Origin of the sequence: Desulfobulbus rhabdoformis (assembly GCF_016919065.1) — a bacterium.
GTDB lineage: Bacteria > Desulfobacterota > Desulfobulbia > Desulfobulbales > Desulfobulbaceae > Desulfobulbus > Desulfobulbus rhabdoformis.
Genome location: NZ_JAFFQA010000001.1, coordinates 73821 through 98119, shown reverse-complemented (window position 1 = coordinate 98119; position 24299 = coordinate 73821). Strand labels below are relative to the sequence as shown.

Here is a 24299-nt window from a genome sequence, read left to right as displayed (position 1 = left end):
CTGATTACCCTCTGATGTTCATTGATTGTTTAACTATTTTTCCTGAGTTTTTTGTCTCCCCCCTCCAGGAGGGGATCGTTCGTCGTGCCCTCCTGGACGGGAAGATCGAGATCGGAGTACATAACATTCGGGAATATGCCACGGATCGTCACTCCATGACCGATGATCGCCCCTTTGGCGGTGGCGAAGGCATGGTGATGAAACCGGAGCCCCTGAGCCGTTGTCTTCACGCAGCCAGAAAAGAAGGGGCTGACTCGCGAGTTATTCTCCTGAGTCCCGTCGGCGAACAATTTGACCAGAAAATGGCGGAGCGGCTTGCCAGCCATGAGCAGTTGATTCTTGTCTGTGGTCGGTACGAAGGTGTGGATGAGCGCTTTCGTCAGCAGTACGTGGACGAGGAAATCTCCATCGGAGATTATGTCCTCACAGGTGGTGAGTTGGCCGCACTTGTCGTGCTTGATGCCGTTATTCGCCTGCTTCCAGGAGTCCTTGGCTGCGGGGAGTCGGCGACCAATGACAGCTTCAGCTGCGGGCTGTTGAAACATCGACAGTATACCAGACCGCGTGTTTTTGAAAACATGGCCGTCCCAGAGGTTCTTCTCTCCGGTGACCACGCAGCCGTTGCCCGGCATCGTCTGGTGGAATCGGTGGTTCTGACGCTGCAACGACGGCCCGATCTCCTTGCTGGGATGCGATTTACCCCTGCAGAGCGCAAAACACTTCGTCAGGCAGGAGTGCTTGACCAGGTGGATACAGCAATCAGGACGCTTGCACAGGAGAAAAGCCATGAAGGTTGATGTGGCACTGGTGCATCACCCTGTGGTCAACCGTATTGGTGAGACCATCGGGTCCGCAGTGACAAATCTCGATTTGCACGATATCGCTCGCGCCGGGCGGACCTACGGAGTGAACACCTACTGGGTGGTGACTCCGTTCAAGGAGCAGCAGGAGCTGGCAGCCCAGATCGTCGGCCACTGGCAAAATGGGCATGGTGCCACGGTCAACCCGGATAGGCAGAACGCTCTGTCCATTATTCGCATCCGCGCTTCTATTGAAGAAGCAATAGCTGAGGCGACAACAAATTACGGTGAGCGGCCGTGTGTGCTTGCGACCTGCGCAAAAAGGCAGAGCAATACACGATCGTTTGCAGCAATACGGGCCATGATCGGTGCAGAGAAACCGGTGATGCTCCTGTTTGGTACCGCATGGGGACTGAGTCCCGATGTTATGGAGATGGTCGATGGTGTTTTGCCACCCCTACAGGGGCCAACACCCTTTAATCATCTCTCGGTTCGCTCCGCAGCTTCGATTATGCTGGATCGGTTGCTCGGGCGGCCTGATGATTGGGAAGAGGAACAGAACTAAACAGCCTGGCATTCTTGCCAGTCTGTGAACAATATAAGTTGATTGAGTCCGATATATTTTGGGATGATTTGGAGGCATCCATCGGCAGGGCTGTCGAATGATCCCCGGTCGTAAATTTATGGAGATGGCGATGAATATTATAGATAAGATTGATTTGGAGCAGATGCGTTTTGACATGCCGGACTTTCGTGCCGGTGACACCGTAAAGGTTCATATTCGTATCGTTGAGGGCAGTAAAGAGCGTGTTCAGATTTTCCAGGGCGTGGTTATCAAGAGAAAACGCGGTGCCATGAATGCCACCTTTACTGTTCGTAAAATTTCCCATGGTGTTGGTGTCGAAAAAACTTTCGCGCTTCATTCACCGCGCCTGGAGAAGGTGGAAGTGGTTACTCGTGGCCGCGTTCGTCGCTCCCGTCTCTACTATCTGCGCTCCCGTCGTGGTAAAGCTGCACGTATTCGTGAGCGTGGTATCATCTAAGAGAGCATGCGGTGACTCGGAAGCCCATGCTTCCGGCAACCATCTCTTTTTTTCAACAGGCATCCGCACATCGCCAAGATGGGGGATGCCTGTTTTTATTTGCGGATACCTTCCTGTACCACTTCTTCACTTGCACAAGACAGTTCTATGAATCAAGATGTCTTGAATGTACTTCCTGACCCACAAAACCTGCCCGATACCTTTGCTCTGGAAAGGGCTCTCTTAGCCCAGGGCTTTGCCCGGGTTGCCGGAGTGGATGAGGCCGGGCGCGGACCTTTGGCAGGCCCCGTGGTCGCTGGTTGTGTAGTTTTGGCTCCATCCCAGGACACAACCATTTTTTTCGACTCCAAGACCCTGACGGCTCGCAGGCGTGAACTGCTCTTTGCAGAGCTCATGGCCAGCCCTGCCTGCGTAGGGATAGGCATCGCTGATGCACGGGAAATAGAAAGCCTTAACATTTTACAGGCATCGCTGCTTGCCATGCGAAGGGCTGTGGACGACTGTCAGGCCAACGGAACAGTCCAGCCCCCTGATTTCTTGCTCGTTGACGGAAAATTCAAGGTACCGCTGCCACTGACTCAGCTGCCTCTGGTTAAGGGGGAGTCAAAAAGCAGCTCGATTGCCGCAGCCTCCATTGTCGCCAAGGTCACCCGTGATAGACTGATGCAGAAGGCACATGAACTGTATCCGGTCTACGGTTTTAACCGGCACCAGGGCTACCCGACCAAGGCCCACCGAGAAGCCCTTCAACTCCACGGCCCCTGTGAGCTGCACCGGCGCACTTTTCGCGGAGTTGCCGAGTTGGTTGAAAAAGAGCCTGTGTCTCCGCCAGATCAAAAAGGGCTCTGGTAAACATTCAAGACACCCTTTTCTTTGAGGTGGCATGTTCTGGAACAAAAAAGCACAGGGCGGTTCCCTGAAAGCAGGGCAGTGGGGGGAGAGCCAGGCCTTGCAGTACCTGACCCGCTCCGGGTATACCATTATCACGACGAACTATCGAAAACGATACGGTGAAATCGATATTATCGCCCAAATCGACGAGCTCCTGGTTTTCATTGAGGTAAAATATCGAACCAGGCAAGACTACGGCTCGGCCCTTGAAGCGGTCGACTGGCGCAAGCAACAACGTATTTGCAAGGTCGCCCTGGCCTACCTCCAGTCGCACAACTGTGGAGACTGCAGTGCCCGTTTTGATGTGATTGCCGTGTACCCTGCAGAGGGGCGTGGAATATTGCAGCAGGAAGCCCGTATCGAACATATAGAAAACGCTTTTGATTTTTGCCTCTGAGGAGGAGCAGCATGCACGAAACCAATACACCTCATCAATCTCCTGTGGCCATTAGCATGGGATGCCCGGCCGGTATAGGCCCGGAGATACTCTGCCGTCTTTTTGCAAGTGCTCCCGATGCTGTGGCGGACAGTGTTGTTCTAGGTGATCTTGGGACGCTGCAACAGGCCGCCGCGCTGCTTGGGCTGTCACTTCCCATGGTTCCCTGGAATCCAGGTGAGCCTCTGACGCCAGGCACCATGCCGGTGCTGCAGGTTGGCGAACCATTTGAGTTGCCCATTGTCTGGGGCCGACCAACCCTTGCCACCGGTAGGGCCATGGGGGGCTATATAGAGAAGGCAGTAGAACTGATTTTGCAGGGGGCCTGCTCCGGTTTGACGACCTGCCCGATCAGTAAAAAAAGTTTGCAGGATGCAGGCTATACCTACCCGGGCCACACAGAGATGCTGGCTGCGCTCACCAAGAGTTCTACGGTGCGTATGATGATGGCCGGGCCGAAATTGCGGGTCGTTTTGGTGACGATTCATGTGGCGCTTAATCAGGTGAGCGGTCTGCTGAACCAGAAGGAGATCATCGACTGCCTCGAGACGACCTGTCATTCCCTGCAAAGAGATTTCGGTTTGGCCAGGCCTCGCATTGCCGTCGCCGCGTTGAACCCCCATGCAGGTGAAGAAGGTCTCTTTGGCGATGAAGAGATCCGGATCATTCAACCTGCCATGGACCATGCCAACATCGAGGCAGAACTCAGTGGTCCCTGGCCTCCGGATACACTCTTTCACAAGGCAGCCAGCGGTCAGTATGATGCGGTCATCTGCATGTATCACGATCAGGGATTGATCCCCTTTAAGCTGCTGCATTTTGAGGATGGCGTTAATGTGACCCTTGGGCTTCCCATTGTGCGTACCTCTGTCGATCATGGGACGGCCTATGATATTGCCGGGACCAATCAGGCCGATCCCAGCAGCCTGCAAGCCGCACTGAGCATGGCCCATTCTATTGTTGCCAATCGTCTTTGCTGGAGGCAGCCATGAAACGTGGGGTATTGATTGCTTTTGAGGGAATAGACGGTACCGGCAAGTCAACGCAGCTGCCCCTGCTTGCCGCCTATCTTCGTTCCCTGGGGCATACAGTGGTAGAGACCCGGGAACCCACCGAAGGAGAGTATGGGAGGCGAATTCGTGCACTCTATACAGATCGCGGTCAGGTAAGCCTTGAAGAGGAATTGGAGCTTTTTATTCAAGATCGAAAAGAGCATATTCAAAATTGCATCGAACCTGCCCTTCAAGCTGGACAGATTGTCCTCACTGATCGGTATTATTTTTCCACGGCTGCTTATCAAGGGGCAGCCGGACTTGATGCGCAGGCGATATTCAGGCGTCACGCCTTTGCACCGGAACCTGACAGAGTCCTCCTGTTGACCCAGACCCCGGCAGAGAGTGTTCAGCGCATTCAGGGAAGACGTGGTGAAGAACTCAATGATTTTGAGCAGCTCGATCAGTTGGAGAAGGTTGCGAATCTGTTTGCCTCCTTCTCTCAGGATTGTATCGTCCGGATTCCTGCAGCAAAATCCATAGAGCAGGTGCAGATGGAAATTCGCGAGGCCATCTCCCCATTGCTTGCTGAGCATGGAGGTGCATGTTGATCCTGGCCCCAGGTACCAACATGTGCAACCGGTTCTTTATCGGCTGCCTGTTTATCCTTGTTGCAGGATGTGCCGGCCCTACTCCTCAGCCAGAAGAACCAAAGGCTTCTTCACTGGCCTCTGCTGACAGCACCGTCGACCGGCGCTGTGCAAGCTTTAATTTTCTTTGGGCCCGACATGCGGAACTCCTGCTCCGCTTTGAAGAGGCACTGGACTATTACCAGAAGGCCCTGGTCTGTGATGATCAAGCCGATACCATCAGTGAAAAAATCCCCATTCTTCTGCTGCGTTTAGAGCGAACCAGTGAGGCCTGTACTTGGTTGGCCCAGTACCTTGAAAGTCATGCCGATAAAACCGGAATGCGCATGCTCTATGCCAAGGTGCTGCAGCGGCAGGGAAAGACGGCCGAGGCCATGCGCCAGTACGAGATCGTCAGCAGCCAGAACCCTGATGATGCGGCCATTTTACTGTTGCTTTCCGAGATGTACATCAGTGCAGGCAATCCGGAGGCTGCTCAGCCACTGTTAGAGCGTATTTTTGAACACGAGCCTGACTCCTACCTTGCCCACATCCTGACCGCACGTATGTATCAGGCGCAGAAAAAGATTGATGACGCGGTGCGCCATTATAGCAAGGCACTGGCACGAAACTGGTCTGTTGAGCTGCAGACAGAGCTTGGCCAGACTCTGGTCAGGGGCGAACGCTATAAAGAGGCAGCCAGGATTTATAAAGAACTCATCCGGAGGGCTCCGCAGAACTCTTCTGCATACCTTGCCTTGGTCCAGATTTATCTGCACCAAAAACAGGAAGCCAATGCATTTGCAGTGCTGTATCGCCTGCGGGCTATTGCCAAAGAGCCGCAACGTGTTGAGATTACCATCGCCCGCCTGTATGCCAAGCAGAAAAGATATGAAAAAGCGATCCTCTTTCTCAAGAGAGCCTTGCGCCGGGAAGAACTCTCTGAGGCTCGCTACTTCCTCGCTCTATTGCAGGTGCAACAGGGGCGATTGGATACGGCCTTGTTGCACCTGCGTCGCATCAAGCCCGAAGACGACGAGTATGAGGATGGATTTTTTCTTCAGATTCGAATTCTCAGAGAACAGGATAAGCTGGGAAAGGTCAGGCGACTTCTGCAAAAAGAAATAGAGCGGGATACCCTGCACAGCAGTGATCTTTATATCATGCTTGCTGCTCTCTACCAATTTGAGGAGCGTGATGAGCTGAGTAAAAAGGTGCTCAGGCAGGGAATAAAGGCATATCCTCGTGACGAGAGTCTGCGCTATGAATATGGTCTCTTGCTGGAGAATGAAGGGAATCATGAGCTGGCAATGAAGGTCATGCATGAGGTGCTCAAGCTCAATCCCGATCATGCTGCCGCCCTCAACTTTATAGGGTACAGTTGGGCCGAAGCCAATCTCAACCTGGAAAAAGCCTTGGCCTATATTCTTCGGGCCGTTGAGCTTAATCCGGAAAACGGATTTATTCACGATTCTCTTGGTTGGGTCTATTATCGCTTAGGCGAGTTTGACAAAGCTATAGCAGCCCTAAAAAAAGCGATTGTTCTTGCGCCGGAAGATGCACCTATATACGAACATCTCGGCGATGTCTACCAGGAAGGCGGGCAGGAGCAAGATGCCTTAAAGGCGTACTCCGATGCACTTTTGTACACTAAAGAAGATGATCCGCTGGAAAAAGAACGACTCCGGAATAAAATTAAAACACTTCAGAAGTGAAGGCTCCAGCGATGTTGCGCAATAATGGATGGATATTCACCGCACTCTGTGGGCTGCTGCTGGCTGGCTGCGTGAGCAAGATCCCGCAGACGACTCAACTCTCATCGCCTGAGTCGGTTCAGGCTTTAGAGCGTTGGTCCTCTTTTCTTCAGCACCCCAGGCCGAAGGCTCTCGATGCAGATTACCGACTGCGCTGGAAGGTGCTGGGCAGTCAGGGCGGCGTTGATGCGGTGCTTTTACTGCAGCAACCGGCCATGCTGCGCTTTGCCGCCAATGATCCGCTGGGCAGGGCTCTTGTGTTACTGGTTTCCGATGGCAGGCGATTTACCTTGGTCGATAACCGCAAGGCTGAAGCATACACCGGTAATACCGACTCCGCTCTCTGGCATGAGTATGTCCCCGCATCCATTCAGCCGCAAGACCTCTTTGCTTATCTGGGAGGTTTGGTTGAGCCGGAGTGGATCGGCCGGGTTGAACCTTTTCTGGATGCACAGGGAAAGGGGTACTGGTATCGCTTCCAAGATCAGCAAGGGCTGACCCATTATCTGCTTTTGGGAGCTCAAACGGGCAGGTTGCAGCGCCATCTGCTTTTCGACGAAGAAGATGATGATCTGCTTGATCTCGACTACAGCGGGCAGGTTGGTTCACCGCGACCCGGAGAGGAGGGGCTGCAGTGGCCCGGACTGGTGAAGGTGAGCGGTGAGGCGGTGACTGGCGAGGTGGAACTCTCCCTGGAAAAGCTCTACGGCTTTTCCGTACGGGGGACAAGCGCGTTTCGCCTGAGCTTGCCCCCGCACTACAGTGTGAAAGAAGTTGAGTAGTACTATTTGATGGTGTTGACGATAATCACAAAGAGATTGTCGTCTTTGAAAAAGACCTGCTGCAGGTCGTAGCTGTGGTTGGGTTCCAGGTCAATCACCACACGAACCTTCTCCGGTTTTTTGGTGGTACTGATGCGCAGCGCCTTGACGTATTTCCCATCGGTAACAACGCGTTTTTTGGTCTCGGCGGTGAGGGTGGTCTTGTTGAAATCACAGATCACCCGGGGAATCCCCTCTTCGACTCCATGCACTGAAGGTGGGTAAAAGCCATTGAGTTTAAACATGACCATCTCCCCCTTGGGAGAGGCGGGATCAAAGTTGATGGAGAGGAGTTCGGGTTTGGGCGGAGCTGCAGGGGACTTGGGCTTTTGCTGTTTGACAGCAGCAGGCTGAGGCTCCTGTTTTGTTTTTTGGGTCTCTGCTTTTTGTTTCTTGGGCTCTTGTACCTTCTGTTGGGCTTCTTGAGTGCTCGGCTTTTTTTGAGGAGCAGTGGGGGGCTGCACCTTTTTTTTCTGGGCAGGCGCAGCCTTTTGTACTGGTTCTGACGGCGAAGCTGCCTTCGGCTTGGGCTCCTTTACCTCAGCCGGTGGAGTCTGAACAGGAGTAGTGCTGTCTTTTGAGGTTGAAGCTGCAGGCTTTGTCTGGGAGGAGGGGGAAGCGGCAGGCATTTGCACAGCTGGTGCCTGTGCTGTCTTTTTTTGAGCGATGCTTGGGCGGACACCGGGTTTTTTGATCGGTTTTTCAGGTTTTTCTCCTGTTTTTGTCTCCGAGGGAGGCGTTGCAGAAGAAACTGATGGTTTTTTCGAAGTAAAGCGGACGGTTAATGAAGAGTCAGCCGCATTGAAGCTTTGGCTGTAGCTCAGGCCATCAAGTGTTTTCAGATCAAAAACCACCCGTGTTTTCGGCGCATCGCCAGTGTGCATACCCACCCGAATCGATTTCAGAAAAGGCCCTGTCAACTGCATCAGGTTTTTGACTCGCAGCGCCTGGGTCATATCGGTAAAATCAAGGACCAAGCGTGGTGATTGGCCTTTTAAAGTGAAGGCTTTTGGACTATAGGAGCCGTTAAGCTTCAGCACGACCTGCTCACTTGAAGGCGAGAGGACGGCGTGGCTGATCTGCTGGAGGCGAGGAGCCTCTGCCGCAAGGGCCAGGCTGAACAGACAGAGCAGGATCAGTAAAGACCGTGAAAGATGTGAGAAAATCTTGGTGTTCATGCGTCTTTCCACAAATACGAATTTTTTGAATATGTCCTGAATCCGTGACGGCGTGCAGATGACTGCTCACGGATTCAGGTATGTTTTTTTGATTCGAGCTTTGCACGACATTGGAGAGAAGAATTCGTTCGTCAGTGCATAACGACGAAATCAAGAGGTCGAACAGCTGGACGACCACTGCTATATACATTTCTGCAAAAGTTGCGCCGAATCAGCGAGATTTATTGCGCGAGGTGGACAGCTTTTGCCTCACTTTGTTCAAATTACACCAGGAAGCGTTGTTTTTATTCAAATTGTTTTTTTGAATTACGCTACCTTTTTTTATTTTTTCTTTTCACGTAGGTCCCGATGAGAGATGCCCGTCCCCTAGATATAGGGAAAATTTTACCGTTGGTCCGCAAACCGGGTCAGTATGTTGGCGGCGAGTTGCATGCTGTTGACACCATGCCAGATGATGCTCATCTCAACTGCTGCCTGTTGTTTCCCGACTTGTATGAAATCGGCATGTCCCATCAGGGGCTGCAGATTCTCTATCATATTTTAAACTCTGATCCCCGGTTTATTGCCCACCGCAGTTATGTCCCGGATGTGGATATGGAGGAGGAGATGTTGCGCGCCGGCCTGCCGCTCTTTTCCCTGGAAGCCAAGGTGCCGGTGGCCGCGTACGATATGCTGGGTATTACGCTCCCCTATGAGCTTTGTTACACCAACATACTCACAGCCTTCAATCTTGCCGGTATCCCCGCACGCGCCGAACATCGGGATGACACGCACCCACTGGTCCTGGCCGGTGGAGCCTGCGCCCTCAACCCCGAGCCTGTGGCGGATTTTTTTGACGCCATTGTTTTGGGCGACGGAGAGGAGATCATTGTCGAATTGGCTGAACTGCTCCTTCTGGCGAAACAAGAGGGCACACCCCGGCAGACGATTCTGGAGCAGTTGGCAGAGGTCCCGGGCATCTATGTACCTTCTTTTTTTGTCCCTCGCTACGATCAAGATCGCTTGTTGGCTATCGATCCGCTCTCTCCCGAGTATTCGGTGGTCAAAAAGCGTGTACTGCCCCAGCTTAGCCGCGCGCCTTACCTCCATAATCCGTTGGTTCCTGTGGTTAAGACCGTGCATGATCGCTTGGGCGTGGAGATCGCCCGTGGCTGCACCCGCGGCTGCCGTTTTTGCCAGGCTGGTATCACCTACCGACCGGTACGGGAACGTACCCAGGAAGAGATTATGGAGCTTGCCAACGCCGGTATTGAAAGCTCCGGCTTCGAGGAGCTGGCCCTGTTGAGCCTCTCCACGGGTGATTTTTCCTGCCTGGGGCCGCTCATGGGCTCTCTCATGGATCGGTTTGCCGAGGAGTATGTGTCTGTCTCTATGCCCTCCATGCGTGTCGGAACTTTGACGCCTGAGATCATGGAAGAGATCCGTCGTGTCAGAAAAACCGGATTCACCATTGCCCCGGAAGCAGGAACGGATCGATTGCGAGAGGTGATTAACAAAGGCATCACCGAAGAGGATCTGCTGGCCACCTGTCATGATGCCTTTTCACTGGGCTGGAAACTGATCAAGCTCTATTTTATGATCGGCCTGCCCACGGAAACCGATGAAGATATCGAAGGCATTATTGCCCTGGCCAAAAAGGCCCGGTCGCAGATGAAACAGCAGGGGAAGGGAAAACCGATCCAGATCAATCTGGGGGTTTCCACCTTCATCCCCAAACCGCACACTCCGTTTCAGTGGGAGCCCCAGATCGGCCTTGAAGCCTCGCGGGAGCGCATTCGTCAGCTCAAGAGTCTGTTGCCACGGGGCGGTTTTAAACTCAAATGGCACGATCCTGAACAGTCTTTTCTGGAAGGTGTCTTTTCCCGTGGAGATCGACGGCTCTCCTACCTGCTTGAAGCAGCCTGGAATGATGGGGCCCGGCTTGACAGTTGGTCCGAGCATTTTGACCTGGAGCGTTGGTTACGGGCGGGAGAGAGCTGTGGGCTCGATCTTGAGTCGTATCTACGTAAGCGGGAAATGCATGAAATCCTGCCCTGGGATCATCTGCAAAGTGGGGTTGATCGCAACTTCCTGGAGCAGGAGCTCAACAATGCCTTTGACCGTCGCTACACCCCGGATTGCCGTAATCATGGCTGTCAGGGCTGCGGCCTGTGTGATTTCAAGCAGATTCGGCCCGTGGTCCATAATGAGGCCCAGATAAAGCCACGGAACAAACGATCATCCTGGAGCCGGGATAAAGAGCAGCAACAACACCATAAGTATCGGGTCCATTATTCCCGTGTGGGCGACAGCCGTTTTTTCGGGCATCTGGAGATGTTGCAGCTTATTTTTCGGGTGTTGCAGCGTGCCGGATTACCGGTCCTGTTTTCCAGTGGTTTTAATCCCTCACCCAAGGTCTCCTTTTCTCAGGCCCTGCCGGTTGGTGTGGAAAGCCTGGTCGAGTCTTTTGATGTGGATCTGGCCCAGCCGCTCTCCTCTATATCTGCGGCGATAGAGCGTCTGAATGATGAACTTCCAGGCTTTATACGGGTTCATGCCCTTACGCCAGCACCAAAAAAATCGCAGACCGCCTTTATCACCCAGTACAAGATCAACCTCCATGGGGGACCGGAGCAGGCCGAGCTGCAGCAACGAAGCGTCGCGTTTCTGGAACAGGAGCACTTTGTCATTGAGCGATTTCGTAAGAAACGTCGTCAGGAAATCGATCTGCGTGCTCTGGTGAGTACCTTGCGTGTGAGTGAAGAGGGGATTGAGCTTGATTTACGCGGTGAGCAGGGGAAACCGGGGACCAACCCCAGAGAGATCCTTGAGCAGGTACTGGGGGTGGACAATCGTGAAGCGCTTCAGGCATCCATTGTTAAAACAGAGGTCCATGAAAGCCCATCCCTGTCTTGAGAATTTTATCGGATTACTGTAGATACTGCCAATCGAGCTGCCAAAGACGTCCCTGTCTTTTTCAGGCATGCCAAAGAGAGTGTTCGCCAGTTTCATGAAAAGACAATAATGACTGTTGTTATTTTTTGTAACTCAACGAAAAGAGAGGAAAAACCATGAAAAAGATCGTCCTGCGTGAAGATGAGATGCCGACTCGTTGGTATAATGTCGTTCCGGACATTCCCAATGGTCTGCAACCGCCGCTTGATCCGGAAACCCTGCAGCCTATTGGGCCGGAAAAATTGGGGGCTGTGTTCCCCATGTCCCTGCTTGAGCAGGAGATGACCCAGGAACAGTGGATCGATATTCCGCAGGAGGTCATGGATGTCTATAAAATATGGCGTCCGGCTCCTCTGGTTCGTGCCAACAAACTGGAAGAGGCACTGGGAACCAAGGCCAAGATTTATTTTAAGTATGAAGGCTGCAGCCCGGTGGGCAGTCATAAGCCCAACTCCGCTGTTCCCCAGGCCTACTACAACAAACAGGCCGGTATCAAGCGTCTGACCACCGAGACCGGTGCCGGACAGTGGGGATCAGCCCTTTCCCTGGCCACCTCAAAATTCGGCCTGGAGTGTATGGTCTATATGGTTCGGGTCTCCTTTGATCAGAAACCCTACCGTAAGTCCATTATTCAGACCTTTGGCGGCAATGTTGTCGCCAGCCCCAGCGAGCTGACCGAAACCGGTCGCCGCATTCGCGCCGAGTTTCCCGATACCCCCGGCGCCCTTGGTATTGCTATTTCCGAGGCCTTGGAAGACGCCAACTCCCGTGAAGATACCAACTACGCGTTGGGCTCGGTCCTGAACCATGTTGTTTTGCATCAGTCCATCATCGGGCTTGAGGCCAAAAAACAGATGGAGATCATTGGCGACTACCCGGATGTCATTGTGGGCTGCTGTGGTGGTGGTTCCAACTTTGCCGGTCTGCTCGCTCCCTTTGTTGCTGATTACCGCAACGGCAAGAAGATCGAGTTTGTCGGCTATGAGCCCGCCTCCTGCCCGACTATGACCGGCGGGCGCCTGGCCTATGACGCAGGTGACGTGGCCATGATGACACCGCTTCTCTACATGTACACCCTGGGGCATGATTTTGTTCCTCCGGGCATTCATGCAGGTGGCCTGCGTTATCACGGCATGGCCCCGATTGTTTCTGCTTTGGTGCGTGATGGGATTGTCACCCCCAAATCCGTTCATCAGATGGAGTGTTTCGAAGCAGGCGTGCTCTTTGCCAAAACCGAAGGTATCATTCCCGCTCCGGAGACTACCCACGCCATCCGCGGTGCCATCATCGAGGCCATGAAAGATCCCAACGAACCCAAGACCATTCTCTTCAACTTCTCCGGTCATGGCTTGATTGATATGGCTTCCTACGACAACTATTTCAGCGGAAAACTCAGCGATTATTCCTACCCCAAAGATCAGATCGAGGCTTCCCTGGCCCGTCTGCCCAAGGTTGGTTGATCTTTCCGTTGTGCAGCCAGGGAGGAAAGGATTGATGCGCCCCCTGAGGTTGGGGCTCCTCGTCCTTGTCGCCCTGATGAGCCTTTTTGACCGGCAGGTTGGTTGTGCGACCTGCCGGTCTTTTTCTGGACTCCATCCTTCATCTGCCTACGGTGTTGCCGACGCAGGCGGACAGATACGCGCAGGCTGCAATCTTGATCGTACTCTGGTTCCTGCCAGCGTCCTCAAGATAGCCACCGTTTCTGTTGCGATAGATCTTCTCGGACCAGACTACCGTTTTGCGACAGAACTCTATCTCGACGATAAAAATAATCTTTTTATCAAAGGTTTTGGCGATCCAAGCCTGGTTTCAGAAGAGATCGCGCTGTTGGCAATAAAGCTCTATCAGCGAGGACTGAGGAGTATTGGCACAATCTATATCGATGATTCTGCCTTTGCGTTGGAACACGCCCCGCCAGGACAGGGAAAAAGCGATAATCCCTACGATGCTCACGTGGGGGCGGTCGCTGTCAACTTCAATACCCTCCATTTCAGCAAAAAGGGCAATCGTGTTGTGAGTGCAGAGGAGCAGACTCCAACCCTGCCCCTGATGCGCATGACAGCCCCCGGCTACGTCTCCGGTACCTATCGCGTCAATATCTGTGCTCAGGGGGGAGACCCCCAAGAGAAGATGGCAAGGTACGCGGCAGAGCTGTTTGCAGCCTCACTGCGTAAGGTTGGCATCGCTGTAACAGGGTATGGTGGGCGTAAGCAGGTGAACGGGAGTGAACCGCTTTTCTACCGGCATTTGAGCCGTAAGACACTCAGTGAACTCTGTCGTTCAACCTTACGCTACTCCTCCAATTTCATGGCCAATCTTATCTTTTTGCAGGCAGGGGCGGCGAGTCATGGCTATCCGGCAACATGGGCAAAGGCTCGGTTTGCTGCAGAGCAGGTGCTGCAGAGGCAGCTTGGCGAATTTGCCACCGGCATAGTGCTGGTCGATGGCGCAGGGCTTTCACGGGAAAACAGGGCCAGCGCCAGAGCCATGCTTCAACTGCTGCATACGTTTCAGGCTCATAAGGATTTGCTCAAAAAGGAGAGGGGAGTCGCCCTGAAAACGGGGACAATGAGCGGTGTCTACAACCTGGCCGGCTACCTGCCAGGGAATAAAGCGTTTGTCATTTTACTCAACCAGAAGGTCAATACCAGGTACCAGGTTTTGGCGCAGCTGAAGACGCAGGTTCAGTAAGGGGGGAAGCACTCCTTTGTCCCAATATTTTTGCAAAAAGATGAGATTGGAGACGCGGGCCAATAGACTTTATTGACTTTGGTCTTATAGTTGCATCAGTGTAGACAAACGAGCCCTCTATCAATAATTAATTTCCAGTTCACAGCGTTATGGATTATTACCAAAGTCTTGGTGTGGCGAAAACCGCCAGTGCCGAGGAAATTAAGAAAGCTTATCGAAAGTTAGCCCTCAAGTATCATCCCGATAAAAACCCTGATGATAAAGTGGCCGAGGAGAAGTTCAAGGAAATCAGTGAGGCGTACGCCGTGCTCTCTGATCCGGAAAAACGTCAGCAGTATGATACCTTTGGCTCCACCGGCTTTAAGCAGCGCTATTCCCAGGAAGATATTTTTCGCAACTTTGATCTCAACGATATTCTGCGCCAGTTTGGTTTTGGCGGGGGCTTTCGTCCAGGCGGTGGCGGGTTTCGCACTAGCAACTTTCGATCGGCAGGAGGCGGCTCACCTTTTGAAAACATTTTTAGCGGCGGTGGTATGCGTGGCGGCTGCGGTGGCGGTGGGTGCGGCCCGCAACCGACCCGTGGTGAAGACCTGACGTATGAGCTTCAGGTAAGCCTTGAGGATGTCTTAAACGGCACGGAGAAGATCATCAGCCTGCGTCATCAGGGCGGCCAGAACCAGAACGTTTCCGTCAAAGTACCCAAAGGCATCGAGGATGGCAAGCGCCTTCGCTTAAGCGGTAAGGGGGCTCCTTCGCAGACCGGTGGTGCTCCTGGTGATCTCTATCTTAAGGTACAGGTGGCAGAACACCCTGTTTTTCAACGGCAGGATGACGACCTGCTGGTCGAGCATCGTATTCCCTTTAGTCAGGCCTGCCTGGGAACCAGTATCGAGGTGGCCACCCTGGAAGGGAAAAAATTCAATGTCAAGGTCCCCGCAGGTGTGCAGCAGGAAGCCAAGCTGCGCATCAAGGGGCATGGCCTTCCGGTTGGTCCCATCGGTACCCGAGGGGATCTGCTGGTGAAGATCGCAATTCGTATTCCCAAGACGCTCACCCCCGAACAGGAAGAGGCCATTCAGGCTCTGGCCGAGCTTGACCTGTAAGTTTCCTCAATGTGGAATAAAAAAGGCCTGGCAGAAGATGCATCTTCTGCCAGGCCTTTTTTTGATGAGAAAATCAGCAGCCTTCAAGATCCATTTTGGGGCGCGTCTTTTTCTCCACTTCTTGAATCTGCTTGTCGGCGGATTCCTGCAGTTCTGCCGCCTGCTGTGCGTGTTCCAGCGGCTTTTGTATCTCCTCAGCAGCCTTCTGACCAAGCTCCTGCTGGAGCGTTTCTTTTTTCTCCACCTCTTCTTTCTTTTCTGGAGAGCAACCCAGCAGCAGAATACTCAGACAGAATGAACTGAGGATACATCCTAGCAATAGTTTTTTTCGTGTCATTTGTGCCTCCTTAGGAAAGTTCACGAATTGATTCAGCAAGTCGTTTAATCCCTTCAACAATGGTTGGTTCATCAGAACATGAAAAATTGAGTCGCAGGGTATTGCTATCCTTGCGGTCAACATAAAAGGGCGTGCCGGGAACAAAGGCAACCTTCTTTTGAATGGCGGCTTCAAAGAGGGCCATGGAAGACATGGTCTCGGGCAGGGTTATCCAGAGAAACATGCCTCCCTCGGGATTGGTGCATTGAATGCCAGCGGGGAAAAAATCGTTAATCGCACCGATCATGGCTTCTTTCTGTTTTCCATACTGGGCGACAATCGTGGCCACATGGGCATCTATGTCGTTATCAGCCAGATAGCGGTGCAGGATCCGCTGGGCCAGGTAATCGGAATGGAGATCTGCAGCCTGTTTGGCAATGATGAGCTTGTCCATTATCCCTGGTGGGGCAACCAGCCAGCCAAGACGCAGGGCAGGGGCCACGGTTTTGGAAAAGGAGCCGAGCAGGACTGTGTTGTCTGGGGCGAGTTGCTTGAAGCTGATCTTGGGCTCGCCAGAAAAACGGAGCGCACCGTAAGGGTCATCCTGGATGATAATACAAGAGCTCCCTTGCACCAGATCGGCAACCGCCTTGCGATTTTCATTGGAGTAGCTGATGCCGCTTGGGTTCTGGAAGTTGGTGACGGTATAGAGCAGTTTAGGGGAGCGTTCCTGCAACACCAGGCTCAATTTCTCGGTATCCATTCCACCTTCACCAACCGGAACGGGATGGAACCGAGGCCGATAGAGGGCAAATGCCTGAATGGCGCCCAGATAACCCGGCTCTTCAATGATCAGGTCGTCCCCCTCGTTGAGAAAGGTCTTGCCTAAAAGGTCTAGCCCTTGCTGCGATCCGGTGGTGATGAGGATATCTTCTGGGGCTATATCCAGGCCGTCTCGTTTTCTGTAGCGCTCACTGATTTGTTCACGCAGACCGATATAACCCTCAGAGTTGGCGTATTGCAAGACTTCGGCCCCAGCTTGTTCAAACACAGCGTTGGATGCCTTTTGCAGCGCTTTGACCGGAAAAAATGCACGGTTCGGCAGGCCACCGGCAAAGGAGATGATCGAAGCGTCAATGGTGACTTTGAGGATTTCCCGAATAAAGGATTTGGGGACATCGTTGATGCGATCAGAGAATGCGTTTTCCATGACAGCCTCACCGCTCGGTTGTTCCGGGCAAGAAAATAAATGAGATGGGAAAAGAAAAACCGAGCGCCTTCAAAAATAAGGTGTGGGGTCTTTCAGATAAATGTTGACTGGTTAGGATAGACGGTTCCCTCAATTTTGGCAAGAGCATCGCTATTGATTGGCACGCAGACAGTGTAGAGGATGGAAAGGGGGCAGGCACGAGGTCAGTGCCTCTCCCCTCACTAAAGCGTGTATCTGAATCCGTTAGATTTAAGAATGCAATCAGTAGTTACTGTCTGCAAAAGCCAGCCAGCCGCCGGCACCGATCAGCTTTTTGTCAAAGGCATTGAGACTGAATCCACACTCGACGGTTGTATCATCGCTGGTGGCGATAACTTTTTCGCCTTCCAGGTCGACCTTGACCATGACCTTACCCTTGAGCCCAAAGAGTTTGTCCAGATCAGCAGCTGACAACTCAACGGCGAGAATACCGCAGTTGAACATATTCTGCCGGAAAATACGGGCAAAGCTCTCACCGATCACCACGTTGATGTCGTTGACCTCCAGGGCCCAGACCGCATGCTCACGGGAAGAGCCGCAACCGAAGTTGGAGCGGGTGATTACCACCTGCGCCTCCTGCATCACCTGAGAGTGGGGATCAAACTCCTGGCCTTCCAGGCGGAGGTCCTCCAAGAGATGCGGTGCAAGTGCTTTTTTGGTGATTTCGGTGAGATATTTTGCAGGGATGATCTCATCGGTGTTGATATCGCTTCTATTGAGAAAGGCCGCTGGGCCACCAAACTGTTTCATAGGAAATCCTTCTATTTTATTCTCTTACGCAGATCAGTTGAGGAAAGGGCGGGGATCAGTAATCGTTCCGGTTAATGCAGCAGCCGCCGCGCTGGCCGGGCTCATCAGATGGACCATGCCGCCTTTGCCCATACGGCCGTTGAAGTTTCTGTTGGTGGTGGAGGCGCAGACCTCGCCTTCGGCCAGAACACCGCTGCTCATGCCCAGGCAGGCCCCGCAGGTGGGGTTCATGATGCAGAAGCCGCTGTCCATGAAAATTTTGATCAGACCTTCCTCAAGCGCCATGGAGTAGATCTTTGGGGTGGCCGGAACAAGAATACCACGCACGGTTTCTGCAATGGTTTTGCCTTTGACGACTGCTGCGGCCTCACGCAGGTCTTCGATCCTGCCGTTGGTACAGGAGCCGATGTAGACCTGGTCGACCTTGGTACCTTCCATTTCAGTGACATCTTTGACGCAATCGGGTTTGTAACCGTAGGTGACCTGAGGGATCAGCGTTGCCACATCAATGTTCAGGGTACGCTCGTAGACCGCGTCGGCATCGGAGCGCCACTTGCTGAAATCCTCAGTTGCCGCCTCAATGGATGCGTACTCGTCTTTGATAAAGGGCCAGAGATATTCGGCGGTGACCTGGTCAGGTTGACAGACGCCGGAGGTGGCACCCGCCTCGACTGCCATGTTACACAGGGTCATGCGTGAGGCCATGTTCATGGCATCGATGACCGGGCCACAAAATTCGATGACCATATCCGTGCCACCGTTGACGGTGAGCTGCTTGATTACATTTAAGATGATATCCTTGGCGCCAACACCTTTAGGCAGAGTACCGGTGACTTCCACCTTGAGGGATTTAGGGGCGCGAAAGGCGCAGACACCTTTGAGAATACCTACCTCAAGATCGGTGGTGCCAACACCGGCGGCAAAGGCACCGAATGCTCCGTGGGTACAGGTGTGGGAATCGCCCATGATGACCGTGTTTCCTGGTCGAATGAATCCTTTCTCTGGAAAAAGGGCATGGCAGACACCGTTGCGGCCAATGTCGAAAAAGTCCTCAATGTTGTGTCGACGGGCCCAGTCACGCATGATTTTGGCCTGGGTCGCGGTTTTTGAGTCTTTGGCCGGAGTAACATGGTCAATAACGGCCTTGATACGTTTGGGATCACAGACCCGATCCATCCCTTTTTCCATAAGATCCATAATGGCAATGGGGGTGGTTATTTCGTGGCACATGATAACGTCGATATCAAGCACCATGTTACCCGGTGTCGGGGTATCCCGCAGGTGGGCCGCAAAGATTTTTTCAGTAATGGTCTGTCCCATTCGTGCACTCCAAAAGGCTAAAATATGGAAAAAAGAAAGAAGAGCCGCCTCTCAATGTTGAGATGCGGCCTGTTGATCGGATAACCTTAAATAACTACACCCGGTAGGCCTGTTCGTCAATTTTTTTTGGAGCGGATCCTGAAAAGCCCATAGATTAAAAACACGGAACAACTGTACATTATTGAGACGATTGCGTATACTGCGCCGGTTTATCCGGTGGCAAACCCCTTGAGCTTTTTTTCTCCTGAATCCGTGAGCATCCCTATGGCAAATGATCTCAAAGCGATTTTTCTTGTTTTCCTGTTCCTCATGGGGCTGTTTATCTGCAGCTCTTCCGCCCTGGCCGCCCATGGCGTGAGCATCGATGGATCGTTGAAATATCCCCCGGATTTCACCCGGTTCGACTATACTTCAGAACATGCCAAACAGGGCGGAACCCTTGTTTTGCATGACTTGGGCAGCTTTGAGAAGATGAATCCTTTTACGCTGAAAGGAGCCGCTCCCAGAGGTTTGAACCCCTATGTGTTTGAAACCCTGGCTGTGGCCAGCCTGGACGAACCCTTTGCCGAGTATGGGCTTGTTGCCGAGGATATTGCGTTGGCAACCGATAAAAAATCCGTGACCTTTACTCTCAACCCCAAGGCCAAATTTTCAGATGGCACGCCGATTATGGCCTCCGATGTCAAATTTTCTCTGGAAACCTTGCAAAGCGATCAGGCCCACCCTTTCTATCAACTTTACTTTCATGATATTGAGAAGGCTGAGATTCTTGGACCACGCACCGTTCGTTTTCTTTTTGTTCGGCCGAATCGAGAGTTGCATATGATTGCGGCCCAGTTGCCGGTCTTAAGCCAGAAATACTACACAGGCCATGCCTTCAACCCAAAAGGTGGTCAGGGAGCCATGGATATTCCGGTGGGCAGTGGCCCCTATGTGGTCAGCGATGCGCAACCCGGTAAATCTATTACCTACCGTAAAAATCCCGATTACTGGGGTCGAGATCTTAATGTGCGCCAGGGGATGTTTAATTTCGACACCATCGTCGTAAAATATTTCAAGGATCCCATCGTCAGCCTTGAGGCCTTTAAAGCAGGTGAGTTCGATTTTCTCATGGCCCATATCTCCAAGCAGTGGAACCGTGATCTGACCGGACGTCGTTTTGAGAGTGGTGAACTTATCAAAAAAATCTTTCCTCATAAGAACAATGCAGGCATTCAAGGGTTTGCCTTTAACATTCGCAGACCGCTGTTTGCAGATGTTCGCGTACGCCAGGCTCTGGGCCTGGCTCTTGACTTTGAGTGGACCAACAAGACTCTGTTTTTTGATCAGTACACCCGCAATACCTCGTATTTTTCCAACTCAAGTTACGCTGCAACAGGCCTTCCAAGTCCAGGTGAGCTTGCACTGTTAACCCCATTTAAGGCTGAACTGCCCCCTGAAGTGTTCACCACGCCCCTGACTGCACCTTCAACAACCCCGCCTGCAAGCCTTCGCGGGAATCTGCGCAAGGCGCATTCTTTGCTTACTCAAGCTGGTTGGCGTGTGCAAAACGGGACCTTGGTCAATAAACAGGGACAGCCTTTCAGCTTTGCAATTCTTCTTGCCGACAGTGCCTTTGAACGGGTCATAGCTCCCTACGCCGCAAACCTGCGCAAACTTGGAATTAAGGTCAGTTATCGCACTATTGACCCGGCCCTGTATGCGGATCGTGTGAAGAATTTTGATTTTGATATGGTGGTCACCAGTTTCGGCCAGTCACAGTCACCTGGCAATGAACAACGTGACTACTGGACGTCGGATGCAGCGGAACGAAAAGGCTCGCGTAACATCATTGGCATTAAAAGTCCGGTGGTCGACGCCTTGGTGGACGACATCATCTACGCCGAAGACCAGGAGACGCTGACCACGTCCTGTCGCGCCCTTGACCGCGTGCTCTGGTATGGCTATTACATTGTACCTAACTGGTATCTGGCCTCGCACCGTCTGGCTTTTAACGCGCACCTCAAATATCCAGAGAAGTTGCCCCTGTATTACAGTTATGATCAGTGGCTGAATACCTGGTGGCGGGAGGACGTACAGTAAGATCCGAGCCAGAGGGCGCTCTGAGAAAAGGTTTTTTCGTATTCTTGGCTTTTGGGGTTTGAGAGAGAGATCCTCTCTCTATACGAACCATATTCAGATTGATTAGGTGTAGTTGGACGTACATGAGCACGACTGAGGAAAAAAGCAACAAGGACCAGCAATGGATCTACCTGACCGGTAAGGAGATCTATCAATTCTATAGCCGTATCAAAGGGCGGTTGCAGGGGATTACCGTCTATGCACTGGTCGGTAAAAGTGGGACGGGGAAAAGTTTCAGGGCCAAGCTCCTGGCTGAAAAGCTCAGTGTCCCCTACATTGTCGATGACGGGCTGTTAATACACGAAAATACGATCCTTGCAGGCAAATCAGCCAAGCATGAAAAAAACTACATAAGCGCCATCAAGACCGCCCTCTTTAGTGATGAAGAACACCGCAAAGGTGTCGTGACCATGATCCAGGAGAAGAAAATTAAAAAAATTCTTCTTTTAGGAACCTCAGAGCGCATGGTGACGAAACTCGCTGATGTGCTGGAGCTCCCCCCCATCACCCAGGTTATCAAGATTGAGGAGATCGCCAGTCAGAAAGATATCGAAAATGCGATCAAGTCCCGTTTTGAAGAGGGCAAGCACGTCATTCCTGTTCCTGCCATTGAGGTCAAACGAGACTATGCGCAGATCCTCTCTGACACCATACGTATTTTCTTTAAAGGGGGGAAAGATAAGGATGGTGTCAAAAAATCTCGTTTCTTTGAGAAATCTGTGGTGCAGCCCCAATACCAGGAAGATGCAGTCGGCGGCTCTGTCTCCATCTCCGAGGCGGCCCTGACCCAGATGATTCTCCATTGCATCGATGAATACGATGGCGAGATCATGGTCCGCAAAATCAAGGTCAAGCTGGGACGTGGCGGCTACGGGATCGACATTTTTATCGATGTGCCCTTTGGTAAAACCTTATCCGGAGAGTTGCATGAGTTGCGGACCTACATTCTGGATAACATTCAGCGCTACACCGGGATCATGATCGATCATCTTGAAATTAGCATCGATCAAATAACCCAACGTAAAAAAGAACCCAAAACAAAAAACAAGAAATAAAAGGGCGGATTTTTTGAGTTACAGGGATACAAAATCGTTATGCATACGTAACCTCGTTTCAAGATTGTTGCCCTTTTGACACTGAATGCGCCCTCATTTTTTTCCTGAATCCCGATTCAGTTTCTTCCTGAATGGCTCCTCAGTCACTGAATTGTGAGAGTTAAGTAAGATCGGAAATCCTCTGCGCTTTTTTCTTTCAGCCTCTAATTTTCGCAGGTTGTCAGTAGCTTCCACACTTTCACCGTCACGCCGCCGGTTTAAAGAGGTGATTTATCACTTGACTCTTTCTCAGCAGTCTGGTTATAAGTCCTGAGTTTTGAGTGGTATTTTCGGAAGTGGCTGTTGAGAATGTTGTTGTCGGAATGGTTTTAGGGCGTTTGTTTAGGGCCTCTAGAGCGTATCTGAGGCAGATTTAGGGCCGTAGGTGCGAAATTGCCCCGATAGAACTCCCCCCACAGATCATCCGAAGGATATCAGCCTTCAAACTCCCCCTTCTTTTTTACCAGTCATCACGAAACACACGTTCTGCCAATAGAGCAGTGGGCAGAATTTGAGTGGTTTTTTCGGAAACGGCAGCGGTCATCGGTGCTCTCGGAAGAATCCCAAATTCACCATGCGGGCTTATGACGTATGATGAATCAGGGAGCCGTACGTCTATCCCGTACACTCTTACCTCCGCACCCCACCACCTTTGACCGGTTCCGGAAGTACTGGTCACTCATTTTCAATATCGACAATTTAACTCGTATCTTGCTGGATTTTGAACGCCATCATTTTATAAAGATTTTGTGGCGTTAAGAAGGATAGACCACTTGTGTGCTGTTGATTGCAGGCATATGGGAGCTCTAGGGCGCCCATCGGTATCTCAATCGGGACCGTGGGTGAATTTCTTTTTTGTCAGGTCAGGAAAACAGCGCGGGAGTTCTGGTGGATCACGACTGAAGCGCCACGCAGTTGGAATTTGTATCAGGGACTTGAATTAACATTTACTTCTCTGGGGGATCATGCACATACGTGCTGGGTCCGCCGCAAAAGGATGCGTCTATGAAAATTCATGAGTATCAGGCCAAGGAATTATTCCGAAAATTTAATGTACCAACCCCTAAGGGCAAACTTGCTCACACCTCTGATGAGGTAGCTCAAATCGCCGAAGAGTTCGGGTATCCGGTGGTCGTAAAGGCCCAGGTTCATGCCGGTGGCCGTGGTAAAGGCGGCGGCGTTAAACTGGCGAAGGCCAAAGACGACGTCAAACCCGTTGCCGACTCCATCATCGGTATGACTCTGGTGACCAAGCAGACTGGCGCCCAGGGAAAATTAGTTCGTAAAGTTCTGGTCGAAGAAGGCCTGGACATCAAAAAAGAGCTCTACCTCTCCATCATCCCCGATCGTGAGACCGCAAGTGTTGCCATCGTCTGCAGCCAGGACGGCGGTATGGACATCGAGGAAGTTGCTGCTAAAACCCCCGAGCGCATTGTAACCGTCAGTGTCAGCCCGATTACCGGTTTCCAGCCTTTCCATGCCCGCAAGGTTTGCTTTGGTCTTGAGCTTGAGAAAGATCTGCAGAAAAAAATGTCTGCACTGCTGAAAAACCTCTATGAGCTGTTCATGGCCTATGACTGCTCTATGGTTGAGATCAACCCCTTGATCATCACCGGTGACGGCGACATTCTGGCTCTGGATGCCAAAATGGATGTTGACGGCAACTCCATGTTCCGTCATCCCGATGTCAAAGAGATGCGCGACATCGATGAGGAAGATCCGGTCGAGGCAGAAGCTTCCAAATACGGTCTCAACTACATCAACCTCGACGGTAATGTCGGTAACATCGTTAACGGTGCCGGTCTGGCCATGGCCACCATGGACATCGTTCAGCTGGCCGGTGCATCTCCTGCCAACTTCCTGGACGTAGGTGGCGGAGCGAATGCCGAGGCCATTGAGAATGGTTTCCGTCTGATCATGAAAGATCCGGCTGTCAAAGGTATTCTGATTAACGTTTTTGGTGGTATCCTCCGCTGCGATATTCTCGCTAAGGGTGTTGTTCAGGCTGCTACCAAACTGAAACTCTCTGTTCCGGTTGTTGTCCGCATGGAAGGAACCAACGTCGAGGAAGGCCGCCGCATCCTCGCCGAGTCCGGACTCGACCTGATCAATGCCAAAGATCTGGCAGATGCAGCTGAAAAGGTTGCCAAGATCGTTTCCTGATGAAAGATGAGTTC

The 24299-nt window shown here is 52.2% G+C and carries 21 protein-coding genes; 16 read left to right on the top strand and 5 right to left on the bottom strand.

What is annotated here, in order from left to right:
• Positions 1-14: 14 nt before the first annotated feature.
• The 9 genes from trmD to JWJ90_RS00415 all read left to right on the top strand — a co-directional run bounded on the left by trmD (position 15) and on the right by JWJ90_RS00415 (position 7327).
• Positions 15-797, top strand: coding sequence for a tRNA (guanosine(37)-N1)-methyltransferase TrmD (gene trmD, locus JWJ90_RS00455; RefSeq protein WP_205225212.1), 783 nt, complete (start codon positions 15-17; stop codon positions 795-797).
• Positions 787-1365 carry an RNA methyltransferase gene (locus JWJ90_RS00450; RefSeq protein WP_205225211.1) on the top strand — a complete coding sequence of 193 codons (579 nt, stop codon included), beginning with the start codon at positions 787-789 and terminating at the stop codon, positions 1363-1365. Before trmD ends, JWJ90_RS00450 begins: the two co-directional genes overlap by 11 nt.
• Before the next feature lie 130 nt (positions 1366-1495).
• Positions 1496-1843: a 50S ribosomal protein L19 gene (gene rplS, locus JWJ90_RS00445; protein ID WP_205225210.1), complete on the top strand. Its 348-nt coding sequence runs from the start codon at positions 1496-1498 to the stop codon at positions 1841-1843.
• A 147-nt stretch (positions 1844-1990) separates the two neighbouring features.
• Positions 1991-2695: a ribonuclease HII gene (locus JWJ90_RS00440; RefSeq protein WP_205225209.1), complete on the top strand. Its 705-nt coding sequence runs from the start codon at positions 1991-1993 to the stop codon at positions 2693-2695.
• Positions 2696-2726: 31 nt separating this feature from the next.
• Positions 2727-3131 (top strand): YraN family protein, encoded by a 405-nt coding sequence (locus tag JWJ90_RS00435; protein ID WP_205225208.1) that lies wholly within the window; start codon positions 2727-2729, stop codon positions 3129-3131.
• An 11-nt stretch (positions 3132-3142) separates the two neighbouring features.
• Positions 3143-4162 (top strand): 4-hydroxythreonine-4-phosphate dehydrogenase PdxA, encoded by a 1020-nt coding sequence (gene pdxA / locus JWJ90_RS00430; protein WP_240194684.1) that lies wholly within the window; start codon positions 3143-3145, stop codon positions 4160-4162.
• The gene (gene tmk / locus JWJ90_RS00425) at positions 4159-4773 is read left to right on the top strand and encodes a dTMP kinase (RefSeq protein ID WP_205225207.1); all 615 of its coding nucleotides are present in this window, start codon (positions 4159-4161) and stop codon (positions 4771-4773) included. The genes pdxA and tmk overlap by 4 nt, the downstream gene beginning before the upstream one ends.
• Positions 4767-6506: a tetratricopeptide repeat protein gene (locus JWJ90_RS00420; protein WP_205225206.1), complete on the top strand. Its 1740-nt coding sequence runs from the start codon at positions 4767-4769 to the stop codon at positions 6504-6506. Before tmk ends, JWJ90_RS00420 begins: the two co-directional genes overlap by 7 nt.
• Positions 6507-6517: 11 nt before the next feature.
• On the top strand, positions 6518-7327 hold the full coding sequence (locus JWJ90_RS00415; protein WP_205225205.1) for a hypothetical protein: 810 nt from the start codon (positions 6518-6520) through the stop codon (positions 7325-7327).
• A gap of 2 nt (positions 7328-7329) precedes the next feature.
• Here JWJ90_RS00415 and JWJ90_RS00410 read toward each other — a convergent pair whose 3' ends face one another.
• Positions 7330-8544 carry an AMIN domain-containing protein gene (locus JWJ90_RS00410; RefSeq protein WP_205225204.1) on the bottom strand — a complete coding sequence of 405 codons (1215 nt, stop codon included), beginning with the start codon at positions 8542-8544 and terminating at the stop codon, positions 7330-7332.
• Positions 8545-8892: 348 nt separating this feature from the next.
• On the opposite strand from JWJ90_RS00410, the gene JWJ90_RS00405 reads away from it, so the two are divergent.
• From JWJ90_RS00405 to JWJ90_RS00390, 4 genes are all read left to right on the top strand, one after another.
• The gene (locus tag JWJ90_RS00405; protein WP_205225203.1) at positions 8893-11439 is read left to right on the top strand and encodes a TIGR03960 family B12-binding radical SAM protein; all 2547 of its coding nucleotides are present in this window, start codon (positions 8893-8895) and stop codon (positions 11437-11439) included.
• Positions 11440-11594: 155 nt separating this feature from the next.
• Positions 11595-12938, top strand: a complete 1344-nt coding sequence (locus tag JWJ90_RS00400; protein ID WP_205225202.1) for a TrpB-like pyridoxal phosphate-dependent enzyme — start codon at positions 11595-11597, stop codon at positions 12936-12938.
• A gap of 34 nt (positions 12939-12972) precedes the next feature.
• A complete protein-coding gene (locus JWJ90_RS00395; protein WP_205225201.1) occupies positions 12973-14169 on the top strand; it encodes a D-alanyl-D-alanine carboxypeptidase/D-alanyl-D-alanine-endopeptidase in 1197 nt (398 codons plus the stop codon).
• Between the two features lie 149 nt (positions 14170-14318).
• Positions 14319-15272: a DnaJ C-terminal domain-containing protein gene (locus tag JWJ90_RS00390; RefSeq protein ID WP_205225200.1), complete on the top strand. Its 954-nt coding sequence runs from the start codon at positions 14319-14321 to the stop codon at positions 15270-15272.
• Between the two features lie 73 nt (positions 15273-15345).
• On the opposite strand, the gene JWJ90_RS00385 is transcribed toward JWJ90_RS00390, so the two are convergent.
• The 4 genes from JWJ90_RS00385 to JWJ90_RS00370 all read right to left on the bottom strand — a co-directional run bounded on the left by JWJ90_RS00385 (position 15346) and on the right by JWJ90_RS00370 (position 18907).
• The gene (locus JWJ90_RS00385; RefSeq protein ID WP_205225199.1) at positions 15346-15609 is read right to left on the bottom strand and encodes a hypothetical protein; all 264 of its coding nucleotides are present in this window, start codon (positions 15607-15609) and stop codon (positions 15346-15348) included.
• Positions 15610-15619: 10 nt separating this feature from the next.
• Positions 15620-16798, bottom strand: coding sequence for an aminotransferase-like domain-containing protein (locus JWJ90_RS00380; RefSeq protein WP_205225198.1), 1179 nt, complete (start codon positions 16796-16798; stop codon positions 15620-15622).
• A gap of 261 nt (positions 16799-17059) precedes the next feature.
• A complete protein-coding gene (locus JWJ90_RS00375; RefSeq protein ID WP_205225197.1) occupies positions 17060-17587 on the bottom strand; it encodes a 3-isopropylmalate dehydratase small subunit in 528 nt (175 codons plus the stop codon).
• Between the two features lie 33 nt (positions 17588-17620).
• A complete protein-coding gene (locus JWJ90_RS00370; protein ID WP_205225196.1) occupies positions 17621-18907 on the bottom strand; it encodes a 3-isopropylmalate dehydratase large subunit in 1287 nt (428 codons plus the stop codon).
• 264 nt (positions 18908-19171) lie between these two features.
• On the opposite strand from JWJ90_RS00370, the gene JWJ90_RS00365 reads away from it, so the two are divergent.
• The 3 genes from JWJ90_RS00365 (at position 19172) to sucC (ending at position 24285) form a co-directional block, all read left to right on the top strand.
• The gene (locus tag JWJ90_RS00365; RefSeq protein WP_205225195.1) at positions 19172-20989 is read left to right on the top strand and encodes an extracellular solute-binding protein; all 1818 of its coding nucleotides are present in this window, start codon (positions 19172-19174) and stop codon (positions 20987-20989) included.
• A 122-nt stretch (positions 20990-21111) separates the two neighbouring features.
• Positions 21112-22083, top strand: a complete 972-nt coding sequence (locus JWJ90_RS00360; RefSeq protein ID WP_205225194.1) for a hypothetical protein — start codon at positions 21112-21114, stop codon at positions 22081-22083.
• Positions 22084-23127: 1044 nt separating this feature from the next.
• On the top strand, positions 23128-24285 hold the full coding sequence (sucC, locus tag JWJ90_RS00355; protein ID WP_205225193.1) for an ADP-forming succinate--CoA ligase subunit beta: 1158 nt from the start codon (positions 23128-23130) through the stop codon (positions 24283-24285).
• The last annotated feature ends 14 nt before the right edge of the window (positions 24286-24299 follow it).